Genomic DNA, 13,018 nt, shown 5'->3' with positions numbered 1-13,018 from the left:
ACACTGACGAACACGCTCCTCAAAGGACACTGTCAAGTTTTCTCATATGTGAATCGTATTCGTATATTAGAATAATTAATTGACACCCATAGTTCCTTCACTTACAATACTACTAAATACAATACGACTAAATCCTGAAAGCTTATGAATAGAAAATTATGAGAATTATGGGAAGTATGAGGTGAATCTATCATATGGAAAAGGTAATGATAACGGTTGCAACAACAGGTGCGTTCCCCACAAAGGGACAAAATCCGAATATACCCTTAACCCCCCAGGAGATTGCAGACGACGTTTATGAATGTTGGAAAGCTGGAGCCTCCATTGCACATGTGCATGTGCGGGATGATGAAGGGAAAGGCACGATGAATTTGGAGAAATTCAAAGAGACGGTGCAGCTGATTCGCAGCCGGTGTGATATTGTTCTGAATCTGACAACCTCAGGTGATCTGAATGCTACGAATGATGATAGAATAGCTCATTTGATCGAATTAAAGCCAGAGATGGCAACCTTTGATGCAGGAACTATGAATTGGATGCATGACACGTTGTTCATAAACCATCCTCATTTTCTGGAGAAGCTGGGGAGAATTACAATGGAGCATGCAATTAAGCCTGAGATAGAAATTATGGATGCCGGAATGGTCTATAACTCCTTTCATTATGTCAACAAGGGAGTTCTGAATACGCCGGGGCATTACCAATTTGTCATGGGAGTACCTGGTGGAATAGGAGCTACGATTGAAAATCTTGTTTTTCTAAAAGGCTTGATCCCGCAAGATGCCACATGGTCTGCTTTTGGCGTAGGGAGACATCATCTTCCCATCCTGTTTGCAACGATCGCAATGGGCGGCCATGTCCGGGTAGGTATGGAGGACAATGTCTTTTATACAAAGAACAGGCTGGCTAAATCAAATGCTGAATTTGTAGAGCGGGCGGCAAGACTCATCAGAGAAGCAGGTAAAGAAGTCGCTTCACCGGATGAGGCTAGGCAGATTTTGAAGTTACATAACCATGGAGAAAGAAGCATGTTGTCGTGATACAGAAAATAGCCGTTTTAGGCGCCGGGACGCTTGGACATGGGATTGCGGGAACTTTTGCGATGTATGGTTACGATGTTAATTTATATGACAGGGACCAGAACAGACTAGCTTCTGCTGTAGATGAAATTAAGGATGAACTAGAATTATTGGCGGAAGAAAATGTGATTGGATATGGGGAAGTAGCTCCAGCAATCGCACGAATTCACTTGTCGGCAGATTTGAAAGGGACAGTTGAAGATCGTGATTATATCATTGAAGCAGTTCCTGAGATTCTAGAGCTTAAACAACAGCTGTTTCAGCAGCTGGACTCGTATTGTCTTCCACACGCCATTTTCGCAAGCAATACGTCCAGTTTGAAGCTCACGGATCTCATGCAGCTGGTTAGTGATGAGCGCAAAAAGCGGATGATCATAAATCACTGGTTTAATCCGGGACATCTAATGCCCATTGTAGAGCTATCTTACTTCGGAAATATGCCTGAGCCTGTTTATCTGGAAGTTGAGGCATTATACAAGTCTATAGACAAGCAGACCGTGAAAGTACAAAGAGATGTTCCGGGGCTCATCGCCAATCGGATTCAACAAGCGATTGCCCGCGAGGTTTTTTCCATTATCGAATTAGGGATCGCATCCCCGGAAGATGTAGACAGAGCATTGAAGTTCGGTCCGGCTTTCAGATATGCTACAACAGGGCAGCTCGAAATCGCTGATTTAGGGGGGCTGGATCTTTGGTGCACGGTAGGAGACAACCTGCTGCAAGACATGGATCATTCACGCTCTTCCAATCAATTATTGAGAAAAAAAGTGGAAGAAGGAAAGCTGGGCGTCAAATCCGGGGAAGGTTTTTATACCTACGAAAAGGACGATATACAAGCATCGAAGAGAAGGTTAGCCCGAAAATTAATTCAACAGCTCAAAGCCTCCAAAAATTACATATGACTAGAAATGAGGACGTTTAATTGATGGACATCCAGAGGCTGATGATCATTGGGGGAGGGCAGATGGGCAGCGGAATTGCCCAGGTTGTCGCTGCTGCAGGGATGAATGTCATTTTAAATGACATCGATCCTGCATACTCACTTAAAGGGTTAGGTACTATTCGCAATAATCTAATCCGGGATGTGGAAAAGAAGCGCAAATCTCAAGCAGAAATGGATGCCATTTTAGCCCGAATCTCTCTATCCAGTGACTTGGAAGATGGACGGAACGTGGATATGGTGATTGAAGCGATTGTGGAAAACATGCAAATAAAATCTGAGCTTTTCAAAAAGCTGGACCTGATCTGCCCGCAGCATGCCATACTTGCCAGCAATACGTCATCACTTGCGATTACAGAGATTGCATCTTTTACGAAGCGCCCGGATCAAGTTATTGGCATGCATTTTATGAATCCGGTCCCTGTTATGAAGCTGATTGAAGTCATCCGTGGGTTGCGTACTTCTCATGAGACGTACCTGCTCGTTGAGAATTTAGCCAAGCGCATGGACAAAGTGCCGATAGAAGTGAATGATTTTCCGGGATTTGTATCGAATCGGATTTTATTGACGATGATTAATGAAGCGGTTTTTTGCCTTTATGAGGGAGTTGCTGCACGGGAATCGATCGATGAAGTAATGAAGCTAGGGATGAACCATCCGATGGGGCCTTTGGCGTTAGCTGATTTTATCGGATTGGATACCTGTCTGGCGATCATGGAGGTGCTTCATGAAGGCCTAGGGGATTCGAAGTATCGTCCCTGTCCGCTGCTTCGCAAGTATGTCGCTGCCGGCTGGCTGGGCAAAAAGTCTGGACGGGGTTTTTACGATTATAAGAAAAGGGAGCAGTAAGCTCCCTCAGCCGTTTTACCTCAAAATAGTTCTTCAGTCTTGTTCAAGCTCTGTAAAGCTATATTATAAGAATCGATCCCAACCAAAGCAGCCCCTTGCTGGAGTATATAGCGGGCTGCTTTTTCTGTTAAGGGCGGGCAATGAAAGTAAGCTTCAGTATTCCAATGGCGATCCCAACCTTAAATCTCTCTCAATGACATGGCTGAGATCTTTATAAGATCAATGTTACATTATCTATCATAACTATAGATGGTTTTAATGATATATCATGTTCTTTATCTATCATTATTATAGAAACGATAACATTGACTAATTGTTTTGGGCTCAAATATACTTTAAAAGTATTGAAATACAAAAGTGGAGGTTAGTTGTATGTTGAAATCCGTTTCAGATATAATAATTCCTGACAGCAAATTAGCTGTTGGCGCAGCTGAGCTGCTTCGTGAGCATGGCGATACACTACTATGGAATCATTCCCACCGTGTATTTCTTTTTGGCGCCCTTCAAGGTAAGAATGCTCGGGTGAAATTTGATGCAGAGCTGCTTTATATTAGCGCACTGTTCCACGATTTGGGGCTCACCAAGAAATATAGCAGTCCAGATAAGCGTTTTGAAGTGGACGGGGCCAATGCAGCCCGCAGCTATCTTCAACAGCATGGGGTGCCGGATGAGTCTATTCGACTAGTATGGGACGCCATCGCCCTGCACACAACGATCGGAGTTGCACCATATAAAGAGCCTGAAGTTGCGTTAATATACTCGGGAGTCGGCTATGATGTTATGGGTGAAAACTTTGAAAGCATTTCGGAAGAGACGCGTGAGCAGGTAGTCGCTGCTTATCCGCGGGACAATTTCAAGAATAAGATATTGCCCGCTTTTCTCGAAGGCTTTAAGCATAAACCGGAAACCACATTCGGAAATATTAAATCGGATGTTTGTGAGCTTTTGCTTCCAGGCTTTAAACGAACCAGTTTTTGTGATTGTGTATTGCACTCGCCATGGAAGGATTAGTAACATAACACAGCGCGGAGGTCGAAATGGAAATAAGACAGTTGGAATATTTTATGGCAATTTGCCAGGAGCTCCATTTCACTCGCGCTTCCGTGAATTTAGGGGTAACACAACCTACTTTAAGCCATCAAATCAAAGCTTTAGAAGATGAAATAGGCATTCTGCTATTTGATCGAATAGGGAAAAAAACAATGTTAACAGAAGCCGGCTTGATTTTATTAAAGCATTGCCGAAATGTCTTTAACAGTCTGGAAAGTGCCCGGGAAGAGATTGCGGAGCTGCAAGAAATTAAACAAGGCAGTCTTTCAATAGGAGCTCTAACAGGAGAACTAAATCAGCTGGTTTCCAAATTACTTGTAGATTTTCACCAAAGATATCCCCAAATTAAGCTGAAAGTAGTAGGCTCGGATGATCTTATAGAACGTGTCATTCAGAATGAAATTGATTTTGGCTTAACGATTCTCCCGGTTCATGATGAAAGAATAACGACAGTGCCCCTATACGAGGAAAATCTTTATTTGACCGTTTCAAGCAATCATCCTTTGGCGAATCGCGAAAAGATCGATTTAGAAGAAATAACCGGACTGCCGTTTATCGTATTTCCAAAAAACCATAAATGCCGCCAACAAATCGAAATCGCTTTTCAATTACTAGGCATCAGCCTGAAACCAATCATAGAAACGGATGCACCTGAAACCATCATTAGTCTGATAGAAGCTCAAGCGGGAGTATCGATCCTGTCTAAAACGCTTATAAATATATGGAATAATGATAATATCAAAATTATAAAAATTGAAAATCCGTCTATTCGCAGGCAAATTGGTTTGATCTATCACAAGGAGAAATATATGGGATTTGCTGCGCGGGAGTTCATAAATGTATTAAAAACAACGGTCACAGAAACCCATAAGGATTAACATAGCTGAGCGTGGGAAGGGATGCCGGAGGAAGCTGCGATAGTAAGCTGTGATAGTATGCAGCCTGGCTCCCCCTAATGGAGCATGTGCTTTACTTAACGATGTTTTTCATCGTTAAAGCAAGTGTTTCCAGTCAATCAGCCGCGTTAGTGATGATTTTCATCGTTAAAAGAGGCCGGATGAGCCCATTGGGTGGATAAAAGAGATTTTAACGATGTTTTTCATCGTTAAAGTAAGGATGCGGAGACGAACTGCTACTTTAGCGATGAAAAACATCGTTAAAGTAGCAGGGGTGACGAGGGCAGATGCGCGGCGGGGGGTTCTTCATCCCCAGCGCCTTTGCCGCTAGGAAATCACCTCCTACCAAGAGAAAATCTCTTGCAGGCTGTTCATCATTCAAGGGAACAAATCTTTACCAGTGGCTGGCCGTTCATTTTGCGGATGAAGATTTATTAGGAACTCTGTTTTGGCTTGTAGACAACCATACATCGGGCTTCGTTACCGGGTTCATAGCCCCGATGATGGTGGATTTATGGTCTATTCTGTTGTTTAGTTAAAGCAAACATATTGATTCTTCAGCTTGCAAGCCAGCATTTTGCTGCAGGAACCGAAGCACGACTCCATAAAGTAAAAGCATCGATGATTGTTTCGGTGCTTTTACTTTTCTTGTGAGTCTTAATTCATTCGCTGATTACTCCGTAATAGAAACAATATATTCTCCTCGGCCGTCCCCTGACTTGATAACGCCTAAATCTTTTAGCCTTGAAATATTTTTGGCAATACTTGAGGGGGAAGCGTCTAGAGTGTTATCAAACAATTGTCTATGAAATATTTCTCCGTCATCCATTTGGTTAATTAATTCGAACATTGTTTTTGCATGTCCTTTACCCAGTAGTTCACGAATATGCTTGATTCTATCGTAACGCTGAAGTTCTTTGAGTACCTTAGTAAGCGATGCGTTGACGCATTCGAGGTAAAAAACAATGAATGGTTTCAGGTTACCTTGAGTTGCAGACATAAGAGTATCATAATAATCCTCGATTCTTTTATCGAAGAATTCCTCTACACTAAATGCATCCTTAATGGTAGCAAGATCGTTGTGTATTAATCCTACCAATGTAGAAAAAGCCCGGGCTGTTCTTCCGTTACCATCAGGAAAAGGATGAATGTAACCTATTAAATGATGAGTGATCCCAGAAATGATTAGAGGATGGACTTTTTTTTCAAAATTTGCATTTGTCGTCTCATAGGGGCTCGTATATCCGGTTACACTTGTGTAGAGCCAGGAAAAATAGGCCTGCATAAGACGCGGAACTTCATTAGATCCTGGAGGTTGGTAACTGACATGCCCATCACCATCTAGAAGAGCTACCGGGATATTTCTATATCCCTCAGGATAGCTGGTCAAGTTGTTCATTAAAGTTTGTTGTATTTTTTTTAGAATAGGCTCATCCATGTCTGAAAAATCTTTGTTTGAATTTAAACTATAAATAAATTCATAAGTTTCAAAGACGTTTTTAACTTCTATTTGTGCTTTTTGTTTAATAGTTAGGGAGTTTCTTTTGTAGTTCTGATAAAGTTGTTCTACCTCTTTGAATTCCAATTTGTTTTGTTCAATTTTAGTTGTGAAATGCGCGGTTTTAACCAGAGAGTTACGTAAAATTGTGGGCTTTAGGGGATGGCTTTTTAAACCAAGTCTGGCCAAGGCTCCTATATTCCTCTCAGCTTCAAGAATCAGTTGTTGTATTTCATAATCAAAGGGATTTATATTCGGATGAAAGACTAATCGATCTTCGATAGTATCGAAGTGCTCATAAGCAAACATATAAGTCATAAATTACACCACCTTTTACACTTGAAAAACCAATGATATCAATAATTTTTTTCTAACTCAAGTATATCCAAGTACACTTAGTATGTACACCTTTTCTTACTATTAAACTAGCCCCAATGTTACTAGTGGTGTTGGTTGCTAGCGGAAGAGTTGATTTGTCGGCAGGTTAATTATTTTGTAGGAAAGTATTTCCTTATGTTATAGAATATTACTAAGGTAGGTATCGCATATAATGGAGGGAATGCACAAGAATGACTCTTATATGGAGAAAGGCAGCGGAACCGGACCTTGAAGTGCTGGCTGCCATGAATAAGCAGCTGATTGACGATGAAGGCAGCCGGAATCCGATGAATCTCGATCAATTGCGGGAAAGAATGAGAGACTGGATGACTACCGACTGGGAGATTGATCTTCTCTGTAATTCGTCTGGTATTGTTGGTTATGTGCTGTATCAGTTCCGCCCTGCTTCCAATAGCGCAACCCGGAACGAGGCATATCTGCGGCAATATTTTATAAAAAGAGATTATCGCAATCAAGGGTATGGCAAAGAGGGCATCGAGCTGCTATTAACGGAGCGGTTGGAAGGAATAGAGACGATCACCATAGAAGTTCTAGAGACCAATCCGAATGGTATGAGATTTTGGCGGAAGGCTGGATTTCTGCCCTATTCCACAACGATGAAAAGGATATAACAAATAAGCAATGGTTTATTAATCTAGGGGGTGCAGGATGGAATTACTGCCGGATAAAGTAAGTATAACTATGCGTAAATTATGTAATCTTTTAGAAAGTAGCCTGCAAGGTAGACTCAAAGCGGTTTATGTGTATGGCTCTACAGCGCTGGGTGATTATATAGAGGGCTCGAGCGATATTGATTTTATAGCTGTTGTTGAGCAGCCCTTAAGCCCGGTACATATCCAAGCGATAATAGAGGCACATGAAGAGGTTGAGCGGATCTTGCCTGGAACGGATATTATGGGAGCCTATCTAGGTCAGGAGGACCTTGGAAAAGCTTTCAACGAGATCCCATTCGTTTTGACCTATTTTAATAAGCAAGTGCATGAGGATGGAACCGGAACTGATATCAATCCAGTTACATGGTGGGTGCTGAAGCATCACGGTATTCGTGCCTATGGACTGAATATTTCCTTTTCGTATGAAATATCGAAGGAAACATTGATTGATTACGTAATGGCAAATATGAATTCATATTGGAAAAATTGGGTTGAGCGGTTGGAGAGGCGATTGCGTGAGCCCGACTTATCTGAGCAAACGATAAAAGCAGCGGAGCTGGATTATGCTGTCGAATGGTGTGTCCTCGGCATGCTGCGGCAGCTTTACACAATAAAGGAACATGGAGTGACCAGCAAAACAGGTGCCGGTACATACGGAATGAATCTTTTGTCCGATCGGTGGCACGGGCTAATCCGTGAAGCTATAGCAATCAAGCGCTGTCAAGTGGAGCGGGTTTACGATTCGCAAGTGAAGCGATTAAATGATTTAGTTGAGCTTCTTAGTTATATACATACGGAAAGCAACCGATGTTTTCTAAAAAATGAGGAGAGTGAATGACGTTAAGTTATTGTTCGTATGCAGCCGTAATAAATGGCGGAGCTTGACAGCCGAGAAGATATTCCATGGTGTAAACGGCTATGATGTCAGATCAGCTGGTACAGAGGATCATGCACGAATCAAAGTGACGGGAGGCCATATTGGCTGGGCTAACCTTATATTTGTTATGGAGAGAAAACATAGTAGGCGGCTGCAGGAGAAGTTTGGACCGGAGCTTATAGGTAAGCGAGTGATCTGTCTCGATATTCCTGATGATTATATGTTTATGGATGAGGAACTTATTGAAACATTAAAATCAAGAGTTGCAGAATATATTGAGCTGCCAGAGGAATAAAAAAGAACATTTTTTGAGCATAATAAGAACTTCATATGGACCAAGCAAATCCAAGCTAATTCGGCCAAGGAGGATACCTAATATGTCAAACAAAGAAAAGAATAAACAAAACAGGAGCGATAATAACAACCAAAGCACATCAGGAGTGCGCGGTGGCGAATTCAAAAATGGCAGACTGAGTCAAATTAAAAATAACAACCCTGGGGATGAGGATGTCCCAAATGAATACATTAATAAAAAGGAAGACGATTTGCCCTGATATAGAGTGATTTCACTGACAGCCATGCTCAAAAAGGGAAGCACAATGAAGCACAATATGCCCAGATGTTTTTTCTGTGGGCAATTGTGCTTTTTTGGTGGGAAAAAGTGATTATCCACTTTGTTGAATGGACTTGTTGTGCGTGTGTACGTGACAAACTATGGCTCACAGGACACCTCGTGACGATAGATCGATAGATCTACCCTACCGTCTGCGCTCAGCTCGATGCCTTCGTTTTCAAGCAGTAATTTTTGAAGAAAGCTCGATTCCTCATCCTGGATCGCTATTTCGCCTTTGGCGTTAACGACTCTGTGCCAGGGAAGCTGATGCTTTTGACTCATCGAATGCAGAATGCGAACGACCTGTCTGGCTCCGCGAGGACTTCCGGCTGATGCCGCGATTTGACCATAGGTCATAACTTTACCTTCGGGAATGGCTCGAATGATTTCAATCGTAAGCCGGCTGAATGGCTGCATAATTTCTCCTTTGGCAGTATCAGGCTGTTGCCCAAACTCTTACCTAAGCTTATTAATTGGTTCACTATTCGAATATAACCGATGGCGCCCAGGGATTACAACTATATAGTACAGTAGTAGTTTGCTTCATAGTTTCCTGAATGGGGTAATGAAGACTAGCGTAGTGGATGAAATCTTTCAACTATCTTCATCTATCATCTATCTTCAGGAGGTGCAGGAAACCATGAATGAAGAAAAAGAAACAGTAGTTCAAAAAGCAAAAGTCGATCTTGAAGCGCGAAAGCGTGGAAATAGTTTTGTACTCATTGGAACAAGTGGTACAGTGGGAGAAATAACTTACCAATTTGTAGATGTGGACACCTGGATTATTGATAGTACGTATATTGATCCCGAGCATCGGGGGCAGAATTTAGGCAGGCAGTTGCTCGATTTTGTAGTTGAAGAGGCAAGGGAGAAAGGCAGGAAAATTATTCCCTCGTGTTCTTACGTGCTTGAGCAGTTCAAGCGATATCCTGAGTATGCAGACGTATGGGAGCAAAGTGGAGCCAATTATTCGGACCCTTACAGTTCGAAGACGATGGATTCACCTGGACATTGAATAAACAAAAGAGTACCTGTGCGCATCATGACAGGTGCTCTTTTTTGCGCTGCTGGAAGACTTGACTTATTGGGGTGATATAGCCTAAAGTGATCTATAAAATCTTTCATGTCGATAAAAATAATCGTTTGCTAAAAATAGCATAAATGAATGCGAAATTTTAGATAAAGGTATAGAATAGGGGTAGGAAGTAACGGTGGTACCCGCAGCAGTTTTGTAATTGATTATAGTCGATATGTGAAATTTTTCACTTACTATGGTTGTGCGAAAAATCTATGAATTTTATCAAACAACGATTCAAATATAGTGTTCGCTGCGAACCAGACTAACCATACGCATTAAGGGGGAACGAAGAAATGTCGGAAACAGCTGTAAAAAATGTTGAAGAAGTTAAAGCAGTAGAAACTGCTGCAAAGCCAGATGTTCTGGATCAATTATTGAAGCCGGAAGTGCAAGAAGCCTTGACTCTGTTGGTGGATCAATTGCCCAAGCTATCGGAAATGATGACTCTGCTTACGAAGACTTATGACTTGGCGCAAAAGGTGTCGAATGACCGCGTTCTTATTCAAGACATGGTAGGCGGCCTGAAAGAAGTAGTTAAACCGCTTGAAGAGAAAGTGAAAGGATATGCCTCCGCGGCTATTGAAGCGAATGACCGTGCTGAGCATAGCGATTCAACTATTGGCCTGTTCGGCATGGTGAGATTGCTGAAGGATCCGGAACTGCAGAAGATGCTTCGTTTCGGCCAAGCTTATCTGGATATTCTAGGCGAAAGAAAAAAGCAGGACTAGCTTAAATAAATTGCCAGGTTAAAAAAACGGAGGATGAACATGAAAAAGCAAATTTTAATTATAGGTGCAGGCTACGGCGGCTTACTAAGCGCTCTTTCCGCACGTGCTAATATGTCGGTAGAGGAAGCTTCCATTACCGTTATTAATCGGGTAGGCTCCCACCAGATTATTACTGAGCTGCATCGTCTTGCTGCTGGTAACGTTTCCGAGCAAGCAGTTGCACTTCCGCTGGAGAAGCTTTTCAAAGGCAAAGATATTAATGTTAAAGTTGGCAACGTACAAACTATCGACGTGGAAGGCCGTAAGGTTACTGTCGAAAATGGTACTTCATACAGCTACGATGCATTGGTATTGGCTCTTGGCAGCGAAACCAACTACTTTGGTATCCCAGGACTTCAAGAGAACAGCTTGACCCTGAAATCCGTAACAGACGCAAAACGTGTCTTTGCACATGTAAAAGAGCGTATCAGTACCTATGCAAAAACAAAAAATAAAGCAGACGCAACTTTCGTTATTGGTGGAGGCGGTCTTACAGGCGTTGAGCTTGTTGGCGAACTTGCTGATGAGTTGCCTGGAATCTGCAAGACTAATGGCGTTGATTTCGCAGACGTATCTCTATATTTGGTTGAAGCAATGCCTAACATTCTGCCAATTTTCTCCGCAGATTTGATCCAACGTGCTACTACGAGCCTTGAGCAGCGCGGTGTGCAGTTCCTTACAGGCTTAGCGATCACTGAAGTGAACGGTTCGACTGTAAGCCTGAAGGATGGTAGAACGATTGATACGAATACGCTAGTTTGGACTGGCGGAGTACAAGGAAGTTCACTTGTTGCTAATTGCGGAGTCGAAGTAAACCGCGGCCGCGCAACCGTTAATGAATTCCTGCAATCCGTTTCTCATCCAGATGTATATCTTGCTGGTGATTGCGCTGTTGTATTTGCTCCAGATGGCCGTCCTTATCCACCAACCGCACAACTGGCTTGGCAAATGGGTGAGCTTGTTGGAGAGAACATCGCAGCTTCCTTTAAGGGTACCAAAATGGGCGGGTTCCATCCAGTATTCTCAGGAACATTGGCGAGCCTGGGCCGAAAAGACGGCATCGGTGCAATCGGCGGATCTGGTATTGAACTGAAGGGTACACCAGCTTCATTAATGAAAAAAGCGAGTAACGCCCGTTATCTGTCTCACATCAACGGACTGTTCTCATTAGCTTACTAATATTTATTTAAAGGACCATCCCGGTCAGCACGACTTCCGGGGTGGTTCTTTTTTTTACATAAAATATCTCCTTGTAGTCACTATCCCTTTGCCTCAGGCCATCTCAAATGGGGTGGTCTTCTTTTCTGTCTTCATAACTTGCGGATTGCGATAGTACGAAGAGTAAAAATATAGGTATTTAAGATCAGTAACAAGTGCGGAGCTAAATACATATGTTGTGATTATGAAATTACTCTGAACTCAGAAAATTACGAATTCACAAGGCCAGCAAAATTATTAAATTATTTTCAAATGGAGGTTAAATTAATGAATGAATTTAAAAATGATCTGCAGAGTTTGAATGTTTCCGGATTTAGCACGAGCGAGGTGACTCCTTGGGATGCTCAAGCCCAGCAACCTGCGCGTCTTTGTTTCAATTGTTTCTTAAATTGTTTTAATTGCATCAATTGTTTTAATTGCTTTCACAACTGCCATAACTGCCAAAATTGCCACAACTGTCATAATTGTCACAATTGCCAGAACTGTCACAACTGTCAGAATTGCCATAATTGTCAAAACTGTCATCACGGTGGGCATTGAGGAGATTGCAAGTGGAACTCATGGCTGCCTGATAAGAAGAGAAGGCCCCCTTTATCTTGAAGGGGGCTTTTTTCCGTAACGCGCCCAAGTCACGATGTGGCGGGATGAGAGTTAGTAGCAGTCTGCCCTCCGCCGAGCGTGCTCCACTTAACGATGATTTTCATCGTTAAAACAAGGATGTGGAGAGGAACTGATGTTTAACGATGAAATTCATCGTTAAAGTAGCAGGTCCTTCTCAGCTGCGCGTTCTTCAGCCCCAGCGGCTTGGACCGGGGGAAATCTCCTCGAATCAAGAGAAAAAAACCTTGCTGGCTGTCCGTTTGAGCGTGTTGTTAGTGCGATTTTAGCTGAGAAGAGGGAATGGCTGTGGGCGGAAGAGCGGAAGCGTCCGCCTTTAAAGATTTGTTCCTACCTCCTCATCCATTCCATTCAAGGGAACAAATCTTTAACAGCGGCTGGAGCCCACAGCCATTCCCTCCGCAACGCTCCCTAGCTTCGAACACGCACCTCAAAGGACTTCGCAAGGTGTTTTTTTTAAATTTGACATGAGGGACAAATCGC

The 13,018-nt window shown here is 42.6% G+C and carries 16 protein-coding genes and 1 pseudogene; 14 read left to right on the top strand and 3 right to left on the bottom strand.

The window, feature by feature from the left end; translation table 11 throughout:
* Positions 1 to 194: 194 nt before the first annotated feature.
* From J2Z66_RS27550 to J2Z66_RS27540, 3 genes are read left to right on the top strand one after another with little or no spacing between them, the layout of a single operon-like run.
* Positions 195 to 1,040 carry a beta-keto acid cleavage family enzyme gene (locus J2Z66_RS27550; RefSeq protein WP_209975961.1) on the top strand — a complete coding sequence of 282 codons (846 nt, stop codon included), beginning with the start codon at positions 195 to 197 and terminating at the stop codon, positions 1,038 to 1,040.
* Positions 1,037 to 1,981 (top strand): 3-hydroxyacyl-CoA dehydrogenase family protein, encoded by a 945-nt coding sequence (locus tag J2Z66_RS27545; protein WP_209975960.1) that lies wholly within the window; start codon positions 1,037 to 1,039, stop codon positions 1,979 to 1,981. The genes J2Z66_RS27550 and J2Z66_RS27545 overlap by 4 nt, the downstream gene beginning before the upstream one ends.
* Before the next feature lie 23 nt (positions 1,982 to 2,004).
* Entirely contained in the window at positions 2,005 to 2,868 is an 864-nt protein-coding gene (locus J2Z66_RS27540) for a 3-hydroxybutyryl-CoA dehydrogenase (protein WP_209976046.1), read from the top strand.
* A gap of 20 nt (positions 2,869 to 2,888) precedes the next feature.
* Here J2Z66_RS27540 and J2Z66_RS42995 read toward each other — a convergent pair.
* Positions 2,889 to 3,035, bottom strand: a pseudogene (locus J2Z66_RS42995) (hypothetical protein); the annotation flags it as partial.
* 205 nt (positions 3,036 to 3,240) lie between these two features.
* Between J2Z66_RS42995 and J2Z66_RS27530 the strand changes: the two are divergent.
* Positions 3,241 to 3,879 (top strand): HD domain-containing protein, encoded by a 639-nt coding sequence (locus J2Z66_RS27530; RefSeq protein WP_209975959.1) that lies wholly within the window; start codon positions 3,241 to 3,243, stop codon positions 3,877 to 3,879.
* A 26-nt stretch (positions 3,880 to 3,905) separates the two neighbouring features.
* On the top strand, positions 3,906 to 4,796 hold the full coding sequence (locus J2Z66_RS27525; protein WP_209975958.1) for a LysR family transcriptional regulator: 891 nt from the start codon (positions 3,906 to 3,908) through the stop codon (positions 4,794 to 4,796).
* A 691-nt stretch (positions 4,797 to 5,487) separates the two neighbouring features.
* Here the strand turns inward: J2Z66_RS27525 and J2Z66_RS27520 are convergent.
* On the bottom strand, positions 5,488 to 6,630 hold the full coding sequence (locus J2Z66_RS27520; RefSeq protein WP_209975957.1) for a Fic family protein: 1,143 nt from the start codon (positions 6,628 to 6,630) through the stop codon (positions 5,488 to 5,490).
* Between the two features lie 251 nt (positions 6,631 to 6,881).
* Here J2Z66_RS27520 and J2Z66_RS27515 point away from each other — a divergent pair, with 251 nt between their 5' ends.
* The 4 genes from J2Z66_RS27515 (at position 6,882) to J2Z66_RS27500 (ending at position 8,795) form a co-directional block, all read left to right on the top strand.
* Positions 6,882 to 7,322, top strand: a complete 441-nt coding sequence (locus J2Z66_RS27515) for a GNAT family N-acetyltransferase (RefSeq protein ID WP_209975956.1) — start codon at positions 6,882 to 6,884, stop codon at positions 7,320 to 7,322.
* A gap of 37 nt (positions 7,323 to 7,359) precedes the next feature.
* Positions 7,360 to 8,202 carry a nucleotidyltransferase domain-containing protein gene (locus tag J2Z66_RS27510; protein WP_209975955.1) on the top strand — a complete coding sequence of 281 codons (843 nt, stop codon included), beginning with the start codon at positions 7,360 to 7,362 and terminating at the stop codon, positions 8,200 to 8,202.
* Positions 8,195 to 8,536: a low molecular weight protein tyrosine phosphatase family protein gene (locus J2Z66_RS27505; RefSeq protein WP_312894802.1), complete on the top strand. Its 342-nt coding sequence runs from the start codon at positions 8,195 to 8,197 to the stop codon at positions 8,534 to 8,536. Before J2Z66_RS27510 ends, J2Z66_RS27505 begins: the two co-directional genes overlap by 8 nt.
* An 82-nt stretch (positions 8,537 to 8,618) precedes the next feature.
* Entirely contained in the window at positions 8,619 to 8,795 is a 177-nt protein-coding gene (locus tag J2Z66_RS27500) for a hypothetical protein (protein ID WP_209976051.1), read from the top strand.
* Between the two features lie 158 nt (positions 8,796 to 8,953).
* Here J2Z66_RS27500 and J2Z66_RS27495 read toward each other — a convergent pair whose 3' ends face one another.
* Entirely contained in the window at positions 8,954 to 9,271 is a 318-nt protein-coding gene (locus tag J2Z66_RS27495; protein WP_209975953.1) for an MGMT family protein, read from the bottom strand.
* A 223-nt stretch (positions 9,272 to 9,494) separates the two neighbouring features.
* On the opposite strand from J2Z66_RS27495, the gene J2Z66_RS27490 reads away from it, so the two are divergent.
* From J2Z66_RS27490 to J2Z66_RS27470, 5 genes are all read left to right on the top strand, one after another.
* On the top strand, positions 9,495 to 9,869 hold the full coding sequence (locus J2Z66_RS27490) for a GNAT family N-acetyltransferase (protein ID WP_209975952.1): 375 nt from the start codon (positions 9,495 to 9,497) through the stop codon (positions 9,867 to 9,869).
* A 356-nt stretch (positions 9,870 to 10,225) separates the two neighbouring features.
* Positions 10,226 to 10,660: a helical membrane plugin domain-containing protein gene (locus tag J2Z66_RS27485; RefSeq protein ID WP_209975951.1), complete on the top strand. Its 435-nt coding sequence runs from the start codon at positions 10,226 to 10,228 to the stop codon at positions 10,658 to 10,660.
* A gap of 39 nt (positions 10,661 to 10,699) precedes the next feature.
* On the top strand, positions 10,700 to 11,878 hold the full coding sequence (locus J2Z66_RS27480) for an NAD(P)/FAD-dependent oxidoreductase (RefSeq protein WP_209975950.1): 1,179 nt from the start codon (positions 10,700 to 10,702) through the stop codon (positions 11,876 to 11,878).
* Positions 11,879 to 12,169: 291 nt separating this feature from the next.
* Entirely contained in the window at positions 12,170 to 12,457 is a 288-nt protein-coding gene (locus J2Z66_RS44150; protein WP_376774487.1) for a heterocycloanthracin/sonorensin family bacteriocin, read from the top strand.
* Positions 12,458 to 12,660: 203 nt separating this feature from the next.
* A complete protein-coding gene (locus tag J2Z66_RS27470; protein WP_209975948.1) occupies positions 12,661 to 12,804 on the top strand; it encodes a hypothetical protein in 144 nt (47 codons plus the stop codon).
* Positions 12,805 to 13,018: the final 214 nt, after the last annotated feature.

Source organism: Paenibacillus eucommiae (assembly GCF_017874215.1).
Taxonomy (GTDB): Bacteria; Bacillota; Bacilli; order Paenibacillales; family NBRC-103111; genus Paenibacillus_AI; species Paenibacillus_AI eucommiae.
Note: the sequence above shows the minus strand (reverse complement) of the source record. Positions and strands in the feature narration are given on the sequence as shown.

Excerpts from the sequence above, each read along its gene's own strand:
- J2Z66_RS27485 (WP_209975951.1), top strand. The coding sequence starts at position 10,226 with ATGTCGGAAACAGCTGTAAAAAATGTTGAAGAAGTTAAAGCAGTAGAA.
- J2Z66_RS27500 (WP_209976051.1), top strand. The coding sequence starts at position 8,619 with ATGTCAAACAAAGAAAAGAATAAACAAAACAGGAGCGATAATAACAAC.
- J2Z66_RS27510 (WP_209975955.1), top strand. The coding sequence starts at position 7,360 with ATGGAATTACTGCCGGATAAAGTAAGTATAACTATGCGTAAATTATGT.
- J2Z66_RS27530 (WP_209975959.1), top strand. The coding sequence starts at position 3,241 with ATGTTGAAATCCGTTTCAGATATAATAATTCCTGACAGCAAATTAGCT.
- J2Z66_RS44150 (WP_376774487.1), top strand. The coding sequence starts at position 12,170 with ATGGAGGTTAAATTAATGAATGAATTTAAAAATGATCTGCAGAGTTTG.
- J2Z66_RS27550 (WP_209975961.1), top strand. The coding sequence starts at position 195 with ATGGAAAAGGTAATGATAACGGTTGCAACAACAGGTGCGTTCCCCACA.
- J2Z66_RS27480 (WP_209975950.1), top strand. The coding sequence starts at position 10,700 with ATGAAAAAGCAAATTTTAATTATAGGTGCAGGCTACGGCGGCTTACTA.
- J2Z66_RS27520 (WP_209975957.1), bottom strand. The coding sequence starts at position 6,630 with ATGACTTATATGTTTGCTTATGAGCACTTCGATACTATCGAAGATCGA.
- J2Z66_RS27470 (WP_209975948.1), top strand. The coding sequence starts at position 12,661 with ATGAAATTCATCGTTAAAGTAGCAGGTCCTTCTCAGCTGCGCGTTCTT.
- J2Z66_RS27540 (WP_209976046.1), top strand. The coding sequence starts at position 2,005 with ATGGACATCCAGAGGCTGATGATCATTGGGGGAGGGCAGATGGGCAGC.
- J2Z66_RS27495 (WP_209975953.1), bottom strand. The coding sequence starts at position 9,271 with ATGCAGCCATTCAGCCGGCTTACGATTGAAATCATTCGAGCCATTCCC.
- J2Z66_RS27490 (WP_209975952.1), top strand. The coding sequence starts at position 9,495 with ATGAATGAAGAAAAAGAAACAGTAGTTCAAAAAGCAAAAGTCGATCTT.
- J2Z66_RS27515 (WP_209975956.1), top strand. The coding sequence starts at position 6,882 with ATGACTCTTATATGGAGAAAGGCAGCGGAACCGGACCTTGAAGTGCTG.
- J2Z66_RS27525 (WP_209975958.1), top strand. The coding sequence starts at position 3,906 with ATGGAAATAAGACAGTTGGAATATTTTATGGCAATTTGCCAGGAGCTC.